The sequence below is a fragment of the Brevibacillus panacihumi genome, assembly GCF_003710985.1.
Lineage (GTDB): Bacteria > Bacillota > Bacilli > Brevibacillales > Brevibacillaceae > Brevibacillus > Brevibacillus panacihumi.
The window spans coordinates 1-18,620 of record NZ_RHHT01000070.1; the positions used below are offsets into that span (position 1 = coordinate 1).

Sequence of the window (18,620 nt, forward strand, 5' to 3'; positions counted from 1 at the left end):
GTTCGGTGTGGAAGCGTGGCAACACGTGGAGCTGACGAATACTAATCGGTCGAGGACTTATCCACAAATTATCCACAATAGCATTCATGCAGATTCAGTTTTGAAGGAATAAATCCCTTCATTGTTCCTCGGTAGCTCAGTCGGTAGAGCAATCGGCTGTTAACCGATCGGTCGGCGGTTCGAGTCCGTCCCGAGGAGCCATGCTCCTGTAGCTCAGTCGGTAGAGCGTTTCCATGGTAAGGAAGAGGTCGCAGGTTCGATTCCTGTCGGGAGCACCATGACTTCATTCTAGAAATGGCCCGTTGGTGAAGCGGTTTAACACAGCAGCCTTTCACGCTGTCATACAGGGGTTCGAATCCCCTACGGGTCACCATATGTTTTACTCCCTGACAGTTGTTGGGGCCCCCGCAAAGTACTCGGAATATGCTTCAGAGCATAAACGTCACTTTGTGGGGATATGGAGGCTTAGCTCAGCTGGGAGAGCATCTGCCTTACAAGCAGAGGGTCGGCGGTTCGATCCCGTCAGCCTCCACCATTTATTTATGTGCCTTTACTGGGGAGATAGCGAAGTGGCTAAACGCGGCAGACTGTAAATCTGCTCCCTCTGGGTTCGGCGGTTCGAATCCGTCTCTCCCCACCAGTAATAATCATCGTCTGTTGGGGTATAGCCAAGCGGTAAGGCAACGGACTTTGACTCCGTCATTCCTAGGTTCAAATCCTAGTACCCCAGCCATTTGCATGAGCCATTAGCTCAGTTGGTAGAGCATCTGACTTTTAATCAGAGGGTCGAAGGTTCGAGTCCTTCATGGCTCACCAGTTTTCACTTAAAAATTGTATTGCTTGTGCCCTTAGCTCAGCTGGATAGAGCGTTTGACTACGAATCAAAAGGTCGGGAGTTCGAATCTCTCAGGGCACGCCACTTTTCCCCAAAAAGGGAAGTGTGATTTATTGTCGGGAAGTAGCTCAGCTTGGTAGAGTACTTGGCTTGGGACCAAGGGGTCGCAGGTTCGAATCCTGTCTTCCCGACCATTTTTATTTTGCGGGTGTAGTTCAATGGTAGAACCCCAGCCTTCCAAGCTGGTCGCGTGGGTTCGATTCCCATCACCCGCTCCATATTTTCGTCAAAAGCAGGCAGCCGATTTGGTTGCCTGTTTTTTTATGCAATTTTGTGTCGAGTTGAGTCAACTCCTCGATAGGGGCTACAATAAAAAAAGAAATATGTAGCTTCGCCTAGCCAACAAGAAGGCCGCGAGGAGAGGGGGCAGCTTCATGAACAAGAACATAAGCATTGTGGGCGTACCGATGGATTTAGGAGCAGATCGTCGTGGTGTAGATATGGGGCCAAGTGCGATTCGGTACGCAGGAGTAGTCGCTCGCCTGGAACAAATGGGCTTTAATATTGAAGATAAAGGCGACATCCCGGTAAACCGGCCACATCGGTATATGGAAACGGAAAATCATAAGTACTTAGATGAAGTAGTTGAGGCTAATGCCCAATTGGCTACCGTAGTCAGCCAGATTATGCAGGAGGGGCGTTTTCCTTTGATCCTAGGCGGTGATCATAGCATTGCTCTAGGGACAATCGCAGGGGTTGCACAAAAAGTGCGCGATTTGGGTGTCATTTGGTTCGATGCTCATGGGGACCTGAATACAGGTGAAACCTCTCCGTCTGGCAACATCCACGGGATGCCTTTGGCCGCCAGCCTGGGGTACGGTCATGAAAGGCTCGTCCAGATCGGCGGTTACGCTCCCAAGATAAAGCCTGAAAATGTGGTCATAATTGGAGCTAGGTCATTGGATGAAGGGGAGCGGGAACTGATCAAGCGTATTGGAATCAAAGTATTTACCATGCATGAGGTCGATAAGCTGGGGATGGCCCGCGTCATGGATGAAGCGATTGCCCATGTGTCAAAACAAACGCAGGGTGTGCATTTAAGCCTTGATTTGGACGGTCTGGACCCGCATGATGCGCCGGGGGTGGGGACGCCTGTCATTGGCGGCATCTCCTATCGGGAGGGCCATTTGGCGATGGAAATGCTGGCCGATGCAGATATCCTATGCTCTGCCGAATTTGTTGAGGTAAACCCAATTCTAGACGAACGAAATCATACAGCACAAGTCGCTGTTGCATTGATGAGTTCCGCATTTGGAGATAAATTGCTATAGGCCCAAAAGGAAAAAGAGAGGGGACGGTCCCTCTCTTTCGCATTGTCTATGCTTGTTTCATTGATGGAGAATTGTACATTTTTTTACAGTTTCTTTTCTTTACTTTGCTCCAAGAAAGCAGTACATTCTAAGGATGGAGATGTAGCTTGTTTAGCAAATGATCGAGTTGTACACTCAATTTCACCAGTTCTGGCGTAATGGTTGATTGCTCCTTGTATCGGTCATTCAGTTCTTGGCGTAACTTCTCGATCTGAAGGAGAACATCATTTTCTTTCATCTGTCCCACTCTCCTTACAGCGTCAATTTGTGAAGGGTCATCACCATTACTATATGGGGATACAGTTATTGTATATACCTGTTTTTCCCTTTACTATACCTGCACAAACATGCCAAAATACGAAACCATATGCTTTATCGTCCGTATATAGGAGTACGGTATTGCGGGGAGGATCGCATGGATTTTGTAGAAAAGCGATTAACCGAGCGAGCGAAGCGGGGAGACCGTGAAGCCTTTGCCGAGTTGGTCGAGATTTATAAAGACAAGATATTTCAACTCGCGTATCGCATGGTGGGAAATCGCCAGGATGCGGAGGACATTGCGCAGGAAACCTTTTTGCGCGTGTATGCCAATTTGCATACGTATGATGCGAGCTATAAATTTTCGACGTGGATCTACCGGATTGCCACCAATCTGTGTATTGACCGCGGGCGAAAAAAAAGGCCGGACTTTTCGTTGGATGAAGAAGTGGAACCAGGCCAGGGTCTCGACTGGTATTCGCGCTTGTCTTCGAGTGAGCGAACACCTGAGGACAAAGTCGTAACGCAGGAGCTGCAGCAGACGGTGCAGGACGCATTATCTCATTTGCAGCCCAAATATCGCTCCATTATGATATTGCGTTACATTGAAGACTTGTCCTTGCAGGAAATCAGCGATATCGTCAAGTTGCCTATCACGACGATCAAGACGCGGATTCATCGCGGTCGGGAAGCGCTGCGCAGCAAGTTGCGATTGATGTGAGAAAGGAGTAAATAAGATGGAATGCCGAGAAATGGTTGTCCTCATTCACGAATGTCTAGATGGTGAGACTGACGAGCTGGCCAATCAAAGCCTGCTAAACCACATGAAAACATGTTCTAGCTGTCGGCAGCATATGCATGAATTGCAGCGGGTTATCGTTTTTGTACAAAGCGCTTCACATATTCACGTCTCGCCTGACTTTACGGCACGTGTTCTCGCAAAATTACCCGCTCCAACCAAGAAGAACCTGTTTTCCTCCTGGTTGCGGAACCATCCGTTTCTTACGGCAGCGGCTGTCTTTTTCGTACTGATGGCCGGAAGTTTGAGTGCCAACTGGTTTGATCGAAATGACATACTACAGGTTTCCTCCGCAAATATGGATAAACTAAAAATAGATCGTGAGCGCAATGTCGTAGTGGTGCCTGCGGGTACCAGCATTGACGGGGACTTGGTCGTTCGCAATGGAGATGTGGAAGTACAGGGCGAAGTGCGCGGCAATGTCGTCGCCATCGAAGGAAAAGTCTTCGTAGCCTCAACTGCTCAGGTAGTGGGCAATACAGAATCCATCGAAGCAATCGTCGATTGGATCTGGTATGAGGTGAAAAATATTGGAAATGACTTGCTTCCCATCATGCGATAAGAGAAAATAGAGAGTACGGAATCGTCAGCACGGCATGCGCAGCCGTGCTTTTTCAACAGGAGATAGACTGCCTGCATTGAGATGGAGCGGGATATGGGGGCTTCGCTATGATATCGTTGGATTACGGGGATTTGCTACGGTATGCAACGGATATATTACTCGTTACATACGTGATATATAAATTGATTATGCTCATCCGCGGTACGCGAGCGGTACAGTTGCTAAAAGGCGTCATGCTGATCATTGCTACCTGGCTTCTCAGCAAGTATTTTCAGCTTACGACGCTTCATTGGCTGATGTCTCAAGCGTTTACCTTCGGGGTCTTGGCAGTGGTGATTATTTTCCAGCCGGAGTTGCGGCGCGCACTGGAGCAGTTGGGAAGGGGCAAGCTGTTTTCCCGTTCGAGCGGCACGCAGGATGAGGACAGTGTCAGCCGGGTAGTTCAGGAAGTCTGCAAATCCGTTACCTATATGGCGAAGAGACGCATCGGCGCATTGATTGTAATAGAGAGGGAGACGGGTCTAAACGATTATGTGGAGACCGGGATCGGGATCAATGGCCGGGTCAGCTCGGAATTGCTAATCAATATTTTTATTCCGAATACACCCCTGCATGACGGGGCCGTGATCATGCGAAAGGATGTCATTCTCGCAGCAGCCTGCTATTTGCCGCTGTCCGAGAATAACTCCATCTCAAAAGAACTGGGGACACGCCATCGCGCAGCCATCGGGCTTAGCGAGGTGTCAGACGGGATCTCGATCATCGTGTCCGAGGAGACAGGTCAAGTATCCTTTGCCGCGAATGGAGACATGAATCGCAACTTGACGGAGGCCCAACTGGCAGAGATGCTGACGGAAAAACTGCAGCCTCTCTCCAAAGGAAAATCCATGGGAAGTCGTTGGCAATGGAGGCGAAAACATGGATAAATGGTTGAATAGTCACTGGTTTGCACGAGCAGTGGCCCTTTTGCTGGCTGTCATGATGTGGATGGTCGTCAACCTGGAATCAGAGCCGACGTCCACGACTGACGGAAACCAGCCCGTCTTTATTGACGGGGTCAATCTGCATGTTAAATACGATACGGACCAATACCAGGTCGTGAAGCAACAGCGTACTGTGCAGGTTGCGCTGCAGAGCAACAACCCTTTTTACCGGCATAATTTTTTCCCGTCCGATTCCTGGGAGGTCTATGTAGATGCGACCGGATTGGGCAAAGGAACGCATAAAGTGCCGGTACAGTACAAGGGTTTTCCTGAAGAGGTGAAAGTGGGGATTATCCCCAACATCGTTGAGATTACGTTGGAAGAGAAGAAGACGGTCGAGCGTGAAGTGAACGTCGAGATGCTGGGACAAGTAGCTCCTGGATACTCGGCGGGAGAGCCCATCGTCAAGCCGTTCAGAGCCCTCGTACGCGTTCCGGAGAGCCAGGTGGACACGGTAGCTGCGGTCAAGGCTTCTGTCGATCTGGAGGGCGCTACATCGCCGATCAAGACGACGGTTCCACTCAAGGTAGTGGACAAGTCAGGCAATGTCATTCAAGGAGCGGATGTCGTTCCTTTAACGGTCGAGGTTAACATTCCAGTGACAAGTCCGTTCGTAAAAGTGCCACTGAAAATAAACTTGACGAACGAAATGCCCAATGGCTATAGTTTGGCTAGTGTGGATAGCAATGTGGATGAAGTGACCGTCTATGGCCCGAAAGAAGTGGTGGATGCCTTGAAAGCAAGCACGTACCCTGGGCCGAACATCGATCTGAGCAACCTTACATCAGATCGGATCTTAGAGCTAAAAATACCGATAATGGACAATATCGTAAAGGTAGATCCAGAGTATTTGAAGGTATCATTGAAGGTAGTTCCCTCCGCGACCAAGCGTCTGGAGAAGATCCCGATCCGCATCAGCGGGTTGCCGGAGAACATGCAGGCAAAGGTGCTGTCAACGGACGGAGAGGAAATTTCAACTGTGGACTTCGATGCGATCGGCGCTGCAGAGGTGCTGGATACTTTCAGACAAGAAGACCTGCAGATCGTCGCAGATGTAAGCAACATGCCAGCAGGTGTGTACGAGGTTGCGTTGAATTACATTTTTAACCAGTCGGACTACATCAAGCCGGCGGCCAACGCACCGAAAAAGGTGACAGTGGAAATCACGAACAAAACTAGGTAGACATAAGCTGTTGTGTGCACAAGGAAGGAAATGAGGGACAAACATGGGGAAGTATTTCGGAACTGACGGTGTGCGCGGTGTAGCCAATACGCAATTGACACCAGAACTGGCATTTAAAATCGGACGCGTAGGCGGGTATGCGCTGACCAAGCACAAGCTGGAAGGGAAACCAAAAGTAGTAATCGGGCGCGATACGCGGATTTCCGGACAGATGTTGGAAAGTGCTCTGTTGGCAGGCCTGCTGTCGGTCGGAGCAGAAGTAGTCAGACTGGGTGTCATCTCCACTTCCGGTGTAGCGTATCTGACACGTGCGCTGGGTGCAGATGCGGGTGTCATGATCTCCGCCTCGCACAACCCGTTTCCGGATAACGGAATCAAGTTCTTCGGCAGCAATGGCTTTAAACTGTCGGACGTAATGGAAGCAGAAATCGAACAATACCTGGACGCAGCAGAGGATGCGATGCCGCGCCCGACTGGAGAGCAGATCGGTACGGTTCTAGAGTTCCTGGAGGGCGGACAGAAGTACTTGTCTCATCTGAAAAGCACCGTCGGGGAACGCTTTGATGGTTTGAAGGTCGTGCTCGATTGTGCGAATGGGGCGGTTTCTTCGCTGGCAGCCCGTCTGTTTGCAGACGTGGAGGCGGAAGTGATCACCATCGGCGCCAATCCGAATGGCGTGAATATCAACGAGAACTGCGGTTCGACCCATCCGGAGCGTCTTCAGGAGGAAGTGTTGAAGCATAAAGCCGATCTGGGACTTTCCTTCGACGGGGACGCCGACCGTTGCATCGCCGTAGACGAGACGGGCGAGATTGTCGATGGGGACTACATCATGGCCATCTGTGCCCGTGCGATGAAAGCCAAAGGCAAGCTGAACAACAACACAGTTGTGACCACTGTGATGGCCAACATGGGCTTTTTCAAAGGCATGGAGGAGTGCGCGATCAACACCACCAAGACGGCGGTAGGAGACCGTTATGTCGTGGAGGAAATGATCCGCGGCGGCTACAATCTGGGTGGCGAACAATCCGGCCACATCGTCTTTTTGGATTACAACACGACTGGCGACGGCCTGCTGACGGGTCTGCAATTGCTGAATATCATCAAGGAGTCGGGCCAAACATTGTCCGAGCTCAAGCAGGTGATGACCAAGTACCCGCAGCTTTTGATCAACGTTCGTGTCGAAGATAAATCCAAGCTGGCAGGCAACGCTGCCATTGAGCAGGCGATTCGCGAAGTAGAAGAAGAGTTGGCGGGCAATGGACGCGTTCTGGTGCGTCCTTCTGGTACGGAACCCATCGTTCGGGTCATGGCAGAAGGACCGGACGAGAGCCAACTGGACAGTCTGGTAAATCGAATCGTGGATGTTGTCAAACAAGAGCTTGTGTGAATAAGGTGTAGGGAGTGGCATGCAGCCACTCCCTATTACACAACTACGGGTTTAAGAGAAAAACCGGATTGCCGATTTCGTTTAGTTGTGTTAAAGTGTGTGAGCATAAATGATTTTTATTGCTTGAAGGGAGGCGAGGACAGAAGAAGAGAGAGCGAATGTTTTCATCAACCTGTTGGTAAAGCGCCAGCACTGTAGCTGCCCGACGTGGAGTACAGTGGACGAGGTGGAGGTTTATCGAAAGATTCGGCGGGTACCTCCCGGCAGTCGTATCACTGCCGTGGAGCGCAGGGACAAAACATCGGAGTGATCGGATGGACAAAGACCTGCGCTTGATACGTTTTATCGTTGCGTGAATAGTATGGAGCACCATTTACAAATACAAACAAATGGAATGGCGGGGGCACATCCCCCGTATCATCGGCATTGGGTTGTGTCCCCGTCAACATGGAAGGGGATCACTTACTTATGTGCGGAATCGTTGGATATATTGGAGATAAATCAGCGCAAGAGGTCATCATTGGGGGACTGCGCAAGCTGGAGTATCGCGGTTATGATTCGGCTGGAATCGCCGTGTTGAATGAACAGGGTCTGCAAATGGATAAAGCCCAAGGTCGTCTGGCTGTGCTGGAGGATCGTCTGGAGTCGCAGCCATTGGGCGGATTCATGGGGATCGGACATACGCGCTGGGCGACACACGGCAAGCCGTCCGACGAGAATTCCCATCCTCATCTGGATGAGAAGGGCGATTTTGCTGTCGTGCATAATGGGATTATCGAAAACTTCATGCCGATCAAGGAAGAGCTTTTGAAAAAGGGCTACACCTTTACTTCCGAGACGGACACAGAAGTGATCGCTCACCTGTTGGCAGACATGTACGACGGCGATATCGTCTCTACCGCTCGCAAAGCCGTACAACGGATGCGCGGTGCCTATGCGCTCGGGATCATGACCAAGCATGAGCCGGATAAACTGGTGGCGATTCGCTTGGCAAGTCCTTTGGTGGTGGGAATCGGCGAAGGGGAGAGCTTTATCGGATCGGATATTCCGGCGATCCTGGAGCATACACGCGACGTCTACATTTTGAATGAGGGCGAGATGGCTGTGCTGAGCCGCGATGGCGTGGAGCTTTTCGACGTGGAGACAGGCAAAAAAGTGGAGCGGGACGTTTTCCATGTCGAGTGGGACCTGGTGCAAGCGGAAAAAGGCGGCTATGACTCGTTTATGCTGAAAGAAATTTACGAGCAGCCGCAAGCCGTTCGCGATACCATGGGTGCGCGCATCGACCAGGAGCAAAAGCGCATCGTGCTGCCTGAATTGAAAATGAGCGATACCGAGCTGGCTGCCTATGACCGCATCTATATCGTGGCATGCGGTACGTCTATGCACGCGGGCCTGGTAGGGAAGGACGTCATCGAAAAATGGACCCGTGTTCCAGTCGAAGTGGCGGTCGCATCGGAATTCCGTTACCGCGACCCGATCTACACCGACAACACCCTGATGATCGTCATCAGTCAGTCTGGTGAGACGGCAGATACCCTGGCAGCGCTGCGTGAAGCCAAGAAGAGCAACGTCAAGGTCATGGCGATCACCAACGTCGTCGGCAGCTCCGTAGCGCGTGAAGCGGATGAAGTGCTGTTCACCTGGGCTGGTCCAGAGGTGGCGGTAGCGTCTACCAAGGCGTATACCTCCCAAGTAGTCACCCTCTATCTGTTTGCTCTCTATCTGGCAGAGGTAAAAGGGACGCTGCCTGCAGACGAGATCGCGAATGTCGTCGAGCATTTGCAAGCCATCCCGGGCAAGATTGCATCCATGCTGGAGGAGTCGGAAGCATCGCGCATGCGTGATTTTGCCGAGAGCATCAGAGAGGTCGGCAGCGTGTTCTTCATCGGACGAAGCCTCGACTACGCGGTATCGCTGGAAGGCTCCCTGAAGCTGAAAGAGATCTCTTACATTCACTCCGAGGCTTACCCTGCTGGTGAACTGAAGCACGGTACCCTTGCGCTCATTGAAGATAACGTACCAGTCATCGCGCTGGCTACCCAACCAGATATCTTTGAAAAAATGGTGAGCAATATCGTCGAAGTCAAAGCACGTGGCGGCCGAATTCTGGGCTTTGCTACCGAGGGCGACACCGAACTGGTGAAGGCTGTGGATGAAGTGATTTACATGCCATCCACATTGCCGATGCTGACACCGATTTTGACCGTCATTCCATTGCAATTGCTCGCTTACTACGCTTCCGTCGCTCGCGGCCTGGACGTGGATAAACCACGGAATTTGGCGAAGAGTGTGACGGTGGAGTAGGGTGTGGGAAGGGTTAGTGAAAGTTGTGTTCAGAGATAATAAAGTTGTAGACTGGTGATAACTGCTAATACTTTGAATGGGTGCTTTTAGATTGTCCTATCACGATACTACAACTTAGAAAGGGTCTGTTAATTGAGCTACCTGTCAGGGTAGCTCTTTTTCCGTTTTATAGTGATACCTAACTAAATGAGGATGGTGAAAGGGAGGTTAATTTTGTGGAACCTATTTTGATTCAATTGATACAAAAGTTACTGTCCAATGAAGAGCTTGCCTTATTCGAGAAGAAGGTGCTATTTGCCAATGATGATTTGTACGAAAAATTATTAGAGTTTGACCAAAAGTTGGGGGGGATTGGCATTTATAACATAAACCATGGAGATTTGGGAAGATATCATGTGAATGATCGAGATATTTTTCGGCCTCTTCAATACATAGAAAGATATTTTCAGCTTGATTATGAGAATAGAGCTTGGGTCACTCGTGAAATTATCCATATGTGCGGTCTTCATTTAGAATCCATGATGAAGAATATATTTCTTATTAGTAGGCTACCTTTAGGTCAAGCAGTAGCCCAAAAGGCTGCGTCGTTAAAATTGGGACGGGAATTGGTCAATGACATAAAGGAGATTGTAAAGCTTTATAACGATTCGAAACATCGAGTTGATCAAGACAAAGATTCACATTTGTTTAGTGTTCAAGATGCAGTAATGTGTTATGTTGCAACTAGGAAAATATCTATGAGTGTAGTCCCCTATGTAAAGCTAGATACCCCCGAAGATGTTTGGAATATCTCGTAAGTGAGGTTGGTGCTCAGCATTCTACCATAGGGAAACTGCACAAGGAGCCAGGGATCCCTGGGATCCCTGGGATTTAGTTTACAGCAGTCTTTTTCGGAAGGCTGTAGCAAAGGGTGGGAAACATCCGTTAGTTCAATTTCAGTACGGGATACCGCTTGATATAGATCTCCCCCTGTTGGACCGTGTGAGTTAACGGTTTGTTGTATCAGGAGTAAAAACCAAGTTTTGGTCTTAGCGATGTTTGGGATTTCGAACATGCAGACGTTAAGAAAATTTTGTACAGTCATCATGCTTTAAAAAAGCAAGTGTCAATCGCTGGTGACAAGAAGATTATTCCTACCAACAAGTATAAAGCGAATCATTATGAACTAAATACTAAAAGACGTTCATCAAGATGTTATGGAGTTGCCTGCAACGGTTTTTGGATTTGTTCAAAAGCCTAAAATTGAAGTCCAACGAAAAGATTTGCTGCCGGTACGTACAGGTGGAGATCTTCTTATCCCCGGGAGAGGTGGAAAACTAGTTGGTTCTACTCAAATCGTCTGTACTGAGGATTCTGTATATTGTGGGGATACTCCTCCACTAGAGTTTTCAAGTATGCAAACAATACCTGTCTCTGAAGGTATTGGCTTGGAGGAATTTTTCCGAGTTATACAAAAGCTAACAGAGATTTATCCGGCTAGCGTGCAAATGAGCGTTCTTCCTCTACCGCTCGGTCGTCGTTTTTCTGTTTGTGGAAACGTGATCCGGAGGACTTGTACTGTTGTAAAACTTGCAACTGAAAATGCGATAAAATATGTTATTGAAATCGCTAGATCTGACTGCTGGTCCATTTCGACATTAATTCTTAACCCTAGCGATCAGAGTACTAGGAAGATCGAGTATTACATCGGAATCTTGCTTGAAGGACTTGTTAACAAAAGCGGCCATTGGGATCAAGATGTGCTGGATCAGTGTATTGATTTGAATATCGAGAAATTAAGGCATTATGGAACGGTGGGCATAAAGATTAATTAGCAAATTCTAAGGATTTTGTTTTATTTCCTTACAGTACTATTCTATATATTGACAAAAAAACTAACATGCCGTAGAAAGTTAGCCAAATGTCTTGAGTGAATTGTGATCTAGCAATTCAACGAGTATTTATCAGATGATATTTTTTAGTAGAAGGGCCACTATTCCTTAGTGATTTCTATAATGACTAATAACTGGTATAATAGACCTATGCATTAGGTGATTGTACCTATTATTTGAGTATATAGTTTATTTTTACTGAAATATGTATAAATGATTATTCTTGGAAAAAGGGATAAATACAAGGATGAGGTAATACTAATGATAATTTCTAAAGTAGTTGTTGAGGGTTATAGAAACTTGAAAAGTGTAGAATTGGATTTAAATAGGCTAGTCATTTTTATAGGAGAAAATAATAGTGGTAAAAGTAATTTATTGAGAGCCATCACCCTCCCTTTTTTGAACGATGAGATAGGAAATGTAAGTAAAAACCTAGGTTGGCACGACATTAATAATGAGTTGAAAAAGACTTATTTTGATTATATTAAAAATAATTTAGAAATATTTAAAAAACAGGAAGTTAGAATAGAGGAATTTATGGCTATCCTTCCGTCTGTAGTTGTAGATGTGACATTTCAGCCAGATGGAGCCGATGAGTACTATGTACATAAGTGGATTAATTCAATTGATAAGGAAGATCCTTTATATACCATCCGATATAAATATTGTATTGAAAACCCTAAAGAGTTGTTAGAGCACGTAGGGAGTATACTAGCAGACAAAGATAAAGATTCAATCAATAACATTAGAATGAATTTATTACCGATTGAAATGTTCAAGTATTCAATAATTGTTCCGGCTACGAATGAGCCAGTAGCTTTTAATGATTTAATAAATTTCAAATATAATTCTTTAGCAGCTGAGAGAGACGACTTCTCAAATAAGAACCAGCTAGGTTCAAAGGCGTTAGTTAATTTACTACAGAGCAAACTCTCGGATACTCAGAAGGTTCAGGTAGAGCAATCATATGAAACATTCTTTAAAGATTTAAAAGATATAAGTAACTTAGAAAATGTGTTTAATTGGCAACAATACTCAACATTAGAGAATGCAACAGAATTCTTTGATCAAATATCATTGCTTCCAAATATGCCAAGTATGACTTCTCTTTTTAATAACGTTCGTTTAGGTTTTGGTGAAGAATACCTACACAATCAGGGACTTGGATATAGAAACTTAGTTTATTTACTTGTTATGATGAATTCCCTTGAAATCAATTCCGAAATTGCGTTAAATCTACTAACAATAGAAGAACCCGAAGCACATCTTTGCATAAGTAACGAAAGATTACTGGCTAGTTTTATTAATACTATTGTGGGATCAAGTGAAAAAACCCAACTGTTTATCTCAACCCATAGTTCGGAGTTTCTGAATAAGCTTGAACTAGACAATGTAACAGTAGTAGCAGAAGGTAATGCTTTTTCATTAAAGTCAGTAATGGAGAAGGAAGATTTAGAGTACTTGGCAAAAAAACCAAATCTAGATTTCCTGAAATTTTTATTTTCAAGGAAATGTATTCTAGTCGAAGGACCAACTGAGGAAATGTTGATTAAATCATATTTAAGTTTACAGAAAAATAAATTAAATGATATTGAAGTTATTTCTTTGCATAAAGGATTTACAAAAATGATGGATGTTTGGTTAAAGGTAAATAATAAAACATCTTATCGAATTGGAATTATTAGAGATTATGATAATCAACCGACTGCGCAGCAAAATCATGAGAGATATAACGCTTACGAAAATATTTATGTAACAAAAACGACTGAGTATACTCTAGAGCCAGAGTTTGTTAAAACAGGAGCAAACTTTGAGAAACTCCAGTCATATTTTACTGAAATACATGGATGGGGGGAGATAGAGACTCCTGAGGCTTTGTCTGACAAATGGAGGAATGCCAAAGCAGATACTATGCTTAAGTTTTGCCAAGATTTTGGTGAAGGTAAGTTAAAAAATATTGAATTGCCTCAACATATAAAAAGGGTATTATCCTTTTTACAAAGCGGTGAGAAGGAATGAGGATAATAGTAGCTGGTGCTGGTGCTGGTAAAACAACATCAATGGCTCAAAAAGTATTAGATAGATTTAAGGAAGTCACGAACGGGAAAATAATATATGTTATTACCTATACTAATGCTGCTAGAGATCGCATAAGAGAAAAAATAATTGAATTAAACGGTGCTATCCCAAAGCAACTGCTAATAGAAACATCACATGCATTTTTATTAAGGGAAGTTATCTTTCCCTTTCATCATTTGCTTTATGAAGAACAATATACAATAGTTTCACAAATTAAGTTGCCAGATAACTCGGGTTTTAAAGCTATGAAAATACGGGAATTGCAAAAAAAAAAAATAATTCATGTTGAAAAAGTGACTGAGACTGCAAAGTGGATTATTAGTGGGAAATCGAGAGATACAAAGGCAATTAAAGACAAGCGGAAAAAAATATTATTAATCATTCAAAGATACTTGGATTCTGTCTTTATAGACGAGGCACAAGATATGGATGATCATTTAGTAAAAATCATTGAAGTTTTAGATAATATGGGAATTAAACTAAACCTGGTAGGTGATCCAAAACAAGATTTAAGGGGAAGAAATGACTTTAGCGAATTAATTGAAAAATTTAAAGAACACGTTGAATACAAGACTGAAAATTACAGGTGCCCTATTTCACACGTTAATTTGGCTAACGTATATATTTCTGAAGAAGAGAAACAGATTCCAAAGACATTAGAGGTCGGGCAGATTAGTTACGTTTTTGAAAGTGACACCGATGTTGTAAATTTTATAAAGGATAGTAAATTGAATCAAGTGTTTATTTACAAGAAAAATGAAAGGTTTACAACTCAACCTGAAGATCAGAATAAAACTGAACAAAATTTATCACATGAACTTCAGTCATTAGTTAAAAAGTCTGGATTTAAAGAGAGTGAGATAAATCAAGCTGTATATATGTTAAAGAAAGAAGTCTTAAAAGAAATTCAAAAAAGTACAAACTCCGCTATATTTAAAAAACTTGAGGAACTGCTATCAATCAAGTTAACCAAGATTGACATGGGGAAACTAGGAGAAGCTTTAAAGATGTATCGAGATAATCGAGTAAATTCTGGGATATTGGTACAAACAATTGATAAGGTAAAAGGCTTAGAGGGTGAGATATGCTTATTTATATTAACGACCGATTTAGCACCATATTTATTTGTAGAGAAAGTAGAGAAGAATAAAATGTTAAATTACTTATATGTTGCATTAACTAGAGCTAAAAAAGAGCTGAGAATATTAGTAACTCAAGAAGTGGAGGAGAAATACGGTAGACAACCAATTAAAGAGAAATTTCAAACCTTATTAAAAAAGTAGGTAAACATTTGCAAGTCTCCTTTATGGTTGGTTTATTAATGAGAATTAAACAAATAAATTTTAGTTGCGGATTTCGACACATAATAAGTGTGAGAACCTATCTCTATGAAAAATATGATTTTAGAACTTTCCTTTTCTGTTGAAATTGAGGCACATATAATAGTTAATCTGAAAAATGCAAATTGGGCCAAAATATGTTACGAGGGAAAGTTAGAAATGGGGGTAATTATGCAAAGTTTTAATCTTAGTACCAGAATAATAATGTTCTCAATATGTACTTCTTTTGAATATGATTTAAAAAGACATATACTTGGCTCTAATTCAAAAATAGAGTATACAGCTGATATGATATCTAAAGTTAAGTTCAGAAACCCTAAAATTGATATTGAAAATGATGAAGATGTATTAAATCAATTGGATTTAGGCGACTTTATATATATTATTACTTCAAATCCATTTAATTATAAGATTAACAATGAAAAGGCTAAGATATTACAATTATATTTTGAAAAACTTATTCCTGTACGTAACCGAGTTATGCACACTAAACCATTAGAACTCGGAGATAGAGCAATTTTAATCGAATTTTTAGATGATATTGATAGGAAAATAAACTGGATCAATTGGAATGAGACAATTAATACACGATCAATACTAAATGAAGATCCAAGTAAACTGGTGATTAAAAAATATATAAAAGTCATAGAGTATAATCCGGATGTATATCATAATTTACCAGACCCTGAGTTTGATGATACAGGCTATATTGGTAGAAAAAAAGAAGTTAATGAAATAAAAGAACTTGTGAAGAATCGTAAAAATCAAATTATTACTATTATTGGGAATGGTGGCATTGGAAAAACTGCAATAGCTGTAAAGACACTCTACGAGTTGATTGATGATGCAAATAATGATTTTGAAGCTATTATTTGGATTTCCTTGAAAACGAAAACTCTATCTAAGGGAGAGTTTAAATTAATCGAAAACTCCGTCAATGACATTTCAAAGCTTTACGTATATGGTGAGAAAAATATAATTGCTGACGACAGCTTATCACCGAAAGAAAATCTTTTGAATTTTATGGAACACTTTAAGGTTCTTCTTGTTATAGACAACCTTGAAACCATAAATAATGAAGAAATAAATGTTTTCATTAAAGAGATCCCAGAAAAATCTAAGCTACTAATCACTTCGAGACATGGTATCGGCGAACTTGAGTATAGATATAATCTTGATGGGATGAATGCTAAGGACGCCATTACATATTTTCGAGAACTGTCTAAATATTTTGGTTTAGATTTATATAAGAAATCAGATCAAGAAATAAAGACAATTGTAAATGAATACCTTTACTCTAGCCCATTATCAATTAAATGGTTTATTTCCGGAATTTTTAACGGACTTGATGAGAGTAGCCTGTTGGCGAATAAAGATGAACTTGTTGAGTTTTGTATGTCAAATGTATACCAAAAACTTTCCACAATCTCAAAAAAAATATTACAGCTATTCTTAATTGAAAATAAAGAATTAAGTTTAGGAGAAATAGATTACTTTTTAGAAACTAATGATGTTGTTCTAAGGCAGTCTATTAATGAATTATTATCAACAAACATGATTAAATTAGCATCCGGAAATTATAGTTTAAATGACATGGCACGGGATTATTTGTCATTGTACCATGCTCCCGATAATGAATTTGTAATTAGCACATTTAGTAAAAGAAAAGTATTAAACAACATACTTCAAGATATTAAGGTCAAAAACGAAAATGATCCTTTTCACCCAAGATCATTGTTTGCAAATTTAGAAAATGAAAACAGAAAATTAGCTTCATTTTATTTATCTAAAGCTCTTGAGTCCAGCTCTAGAAAGAGTTGGGAGGAATCTCTGAAATTTGTTGATAAGGCGGCTAACATATCCCCAGATTATTTTGAGGTCTATAAAATCAAAGCATATATTCTTGCGGAGAAAATGGAATTATTTAATGCGCTCACTAATTATCAAATTGCTCTAGAAAAATGTGAGGGTAAATTTGAAAGGGCAACAATTTTATTATTATTTGCTGTCTTCTATGTAATTAAAATGTATGAATTAGAAAAAGCGTTAGAGTTAATTCTCGAGGCAGAGAGTTATCGTCCAAACGAAGTTGTGATTTTGCTCGAAAAATCAAGGATATTAATGTATTTGGGCAAATATGATGATGCCGAAGCTATCATGGAAAAAATTAATATGAATAGAGCAGATCTTAATCTTAAAATGGAAAATGTACTCGCCTCACGATATGCAGATCTTTTTAAACGAAGAGCTGAGAAATTTGAATTAAGAGATGCAAGAAAGAAATTAAGTTTTTTAAAGCGAGGAATTGAAGAAATTGAGAAAGTAAGCAAGATTGATACTAAATCATATTTAACTATGGTAAACCTTCTTAAGGAAATATCATCATTATACTTTGACGAAGAAGCGATGGTGTACTTAGCATCTGTTTTAAAAACTCATTTTAGCCATTTAAAATCAATAAATCATAGAAACTTACATCGAATGAATGAATATTTAATTTCAAGAAAGCATGAAATCCCCAAAGACTTATACACTTCTTTAGAAAAATATATATATGACTTTAAGTTAGATGCGAACAAAATCAATGAAGATCATATTGGTATCATCGTCTTTATCCGTGATCATTTTGGATTTATAGCAAATGCCAAGAATAAAAGCTTATATTTCAATATCCAAAATATAATGGATGATTCAGAAGTGGGTGATAAAGTGGAGTTTGAAATCTATTCAACTCCCAGGGGACCTGCCGCAAAAAATATAAGAAGAGTTCAATTACTAGAATACTAAACACATGGGCTAGTATCACGTGATGAAAGTAAATTTAGGGACCATGGAAATACGTTTCTTACGGAGGAAAAGAGAAATGTATTGGCAAAATAATTGAGTCTAATACTTTATTATCTCGTCCAAAGTTAGGACTACATAATTGTAGGAAGTCAGTCTAAAACCTATTTTTCAAAAGTGGACGGATACCCGATCTGAAAATCGCGTTAAATCAACATCTCCAGTCTAAAACATTATTATCCTTAGACAGTTAGTGAAAGTTGTTCTGAGCAAATAAAGTTTTAGACTAAATAATAAAGTAATAGACTGAATAATAAAGTTGTAGACTGGAGACAACTGCTAATACTTGGAATGGGTGCTTTAAGATAGCCCCGTCATGATCCTACAACTTAGAAACGGTCTGTTAATTGAGCTACCTGTGCAGGGTAGCTCTTTTTTCGTTATTAAAGAGGCCAAACTAAAGAGGTTCTTGAAAGGCCATCTCGCCCAAGTGAAGGACGATCATTTCTACCATAATTCAGGCTTCACCACCATGAACCATAACATGGCCAGCAAAAGAAACAAATAGATCCAGATCGAACGAGTAAGCGACTGCACCAATTTATTCTTGTCCTGGTCACGTTCATTAAACTTCCGTATCTTCGGCGAAAATGCGCGTGCCAGAAAATACAAGGAGCTTACCAGGATCAATACAGTCATCACGATCCAGGACGACTTCCATGACTGTTTATGGCAGACTAAAAATGTAGGTTATGGCAGTTAATTTATGCAGACCCGTAGGGGCTGCATAAATTAAAAAACCACTTGCCAACATCCCCTTATCAAAATACACTCCTGTTTGTATATCGCATAATAAAAG

The 18,620-nt window shown here is 42.5% G+C and carries 13 protein-coding genes, 10 tRNA genes and 1 pseudogene; 22 read left to right on the top strand and 2 right to left on the bottom strand.

The features are described 5' to 3' along the window. Positions 1-125: 125 nt before the first annotated feature. The 11 genes from EDM58_RS23165 (at position 126) to rocF (ending at position 2,166) form a co-directional block, all read left to right on the top strand. Positions 126-201, top strand: a tRNA-Asn gene (locus tag EDM58_RS23165). A 1-nt stretch (position 202) separates the two neighbouring features. Continuing rightward, a tRNA-Thr gene (locus tag EDM58_RS23170) sits at positions 203-278 on the top strand. Between the two features lie 18 nt (positions 279-296). Continuing rightward, positions 297-373: transfer RNA gene (locus EDM58_RS23175), tRNA-Glu, on the top strand. Positions 374-459: 86 nt separating this feature from the next. Next, a tRNA-Val gene (locus tag EDM58_RS23180) sits at positions 460-535 on the top strand. Positions 536-555: 20 nt separating this feature from the next. Next, positions 556-640, top strand: a tRNA-Tyr gene (locus EDM58_RS23185). 18 nt (positions 641-658) lie between these two features. Then, positions 659-733, top strand: a tRNA-Gln gene (locus EDM58_RS23190). Positions 734-740: 7 nt separating this feature from the next. Then, positions 741-816 (top strand) — tRNA-Lys (locus tag EDM58_RS23195). A 26-nt stretch (positions 817-842) separates the two neighbouring features. Then, positions 843-919 (top strand) — tRNA-Arg (locus tag EDM58_RS23200). Positions 920-952: 33 nt separating this feature from the next. Then, a tRNA-Pro gene (locus EDM58_RS23205) sits at positions 953-1,029 on the top strand. Between the two features lie 10 nt (positions 1,030-1,039). After that, positions 1,040-1,113 (top strand) — tRNA-Gly (locus EDM58_RS23210). Positions 1,114-1,269: 156 nt separating this feature from the next. Then, positions 1,270-2,166 carry an arginase gene (rocF, locus tag EDM58_RS23215; protein ID WP_122915430.1) on the top strand — a complete coding sequence of 299 codons (897 nt, stop codon included), beginning with the start codon at positions 1,270-1,272 and terminating at the stop codon, positions 2,164-2,166. A gap of 127 nt (positions 2,167-2,293) precedes the next feature. Here rocF and EDM58_RS23220 read toward each other — a convergent pair whose 3' ends face one another. Next, positions 2,294-2,443, bottom strand: a complete 150-nt coding sequence (locus tag EDM58_RS23220; RefSeq protein WP_122915431.1) for an aspartyl-phosphate phosphatase Spo0E family protein — start codon at positions 2,441-2,443, stop codon at positions 2,294-2,296. Between the two features lie 177 nt (positions 2,444-2,620). Between EDM58_RS23220 and sigW the strand changes: the two genes are divergently transcribed. The 11 genes from sigW to EDM58_RS23275 all read left to right on the top strand — a co-directional run bounded on the left by sigW (position 2,621) and on the right by EDM58_RS23275 (position 17,764). Further along, positions 2,621-3,184, top strand: coding sequence for an RNA polymerase sigma factor SigW (gene sigW / locus EDM58_RS23225; protein ID WP_122915432.1), 564 nt, complete (start codon positions 2,621-2,623; stop codon positions 3,182-3,184). Positions 3,185-3,200: 16 nt separating this feature from the next. Continuing rightward, positions 3,201-3,824, top strand: a complete 624-nt coding sequence (locus tag EDM58_RS23230) for a zf-HC2 domain-containing protein (protein ID WP_122915433.1) — start codon at positions 3,201-3,203, stop codon at positions 3,822-3,824. 107 nt (positions 3,825-3,931) lie between these two features. After that, the gene (gene cdaA / locus EDM58_RS23235; protein ID WP_023558698.1) at positions 3,932-4,750 is read left to right on the top strand and encodes a diadenylate cyclase CdaA; all 819 of its coding nucleotides are present in this window, start codon (positions 3,932-3,934) and stop codon (positions 4,748-4,750) included. Then, positions 4,743-5,990 carry a CdaR family protein gene (locus tag EDM58_RS23240; protein ID WP_122915434.1) on the top strand — a complete coding sequence of 416 codons (1,248 nt, stop codon included), beginning with the start codon at positions 4,743-4,745 and terminating at the stop codon, positions 5,988-5,990. The genes cdaA and EDM58_RS23240 overlap by 8 nt, the downstream gene beginning before the upstream one ends. A 43-nt stretch (positions 5,991-6,033) precedes the next feature. Beyond that, positions 6,034-7,380 (top strand): phosphoglucosamine mutase, encoded by a 1,347-nt coding sequence (gene glmM / locus EDM58_RS23245; RefSeq protein ID WP_122915435.1) that lies wholly within the window; start codon positions 6,034-6,036, stop codon positions 7,378-7,380. A gap of 468 nt (positions 7,381-7,848) precedes the next feature. After that, a complete protein-coding gene (gene glmS / locus EDM58_RS23250) occupies positions 7,849-9,687 on the top strand; it encodes a glutamine--fructose-6-phosphate transaminase (isomerizing) (protein WP_122915436.1) in 1,839 nt (612 codons plus the stop codon). Between the two features lie 215 nt (positions 9,688-9,902). Beyond that, on the top strand, positions 9,903-10,484 hold the full coding sequence (locus EDM58_RS23255) for a hypothetical protein (RefSeq protein WP_122915437.1): 582 nt from the start codon (positions 9,903-9,905) through the stop codon (positions 10,482-10,484). Between the two features lie 405 nt (positions 10,485-10,889). Beyond that, entirely contained in the window at positions 10,890-11,501 is a 612-nt protein-coding gene (locus EDM58_RS23260; protein ID WP_148039352.1) for a Tn7-like element transposition protein TnsE, read from the top strand. Positions 11,502-11,819: 318 nt separating this feature from the next. After that, complete coding sequence (locus EDM58_RS23265) at positions 11,820-13,577, top strand: ATP-dependent nuclease (RefSeq protein ID WP_122915439.1); 1,758 nt, start codon at positions 11,820-11,822, stop codon at positions 13,575-13,577. Next, positions 13,574-14,920 (top strand): UvrD-helicase domain-containing protein, encoded by a 1,347-nt coding sequence (locus tag EDM58_RS23270; RefSeq protein ID WP_122915440.1) that lies wholly within the window; start codon positions 13,574-13,576, stop codon positions 14,918-14,920. The genes EDM58_RS23265 and EDM58_RS23270 overlap by 4 nt, the downstream gene beginning before the upstream one ends. A gap of 105 nt (positions 14,921-15,025) precedes the next feature. Next, complete coding sequence (locus EDM58_RS23275) at positions 15,026-17,764, top strand: NB-ARC domain-containing protein (RefSeq protein ID WP_122915441.1); 2,739 nt, start codon at positions 15,026-15,028, stop codon at positions 17,762-17,764. 504 nt (positions 17,765-18,268) lie between these two features. Here EDM58_RS23275 and EDM58_RS23280 read toward each other — a convergent pair. Next, positions 18,269-18,484: pseudogene (locus EDM58_RS23280) on the bottom strand (hypothetical protein); the annotation flags it as partial. Positions 18,485-18,620: the final 136 nt, after the last annotated feature.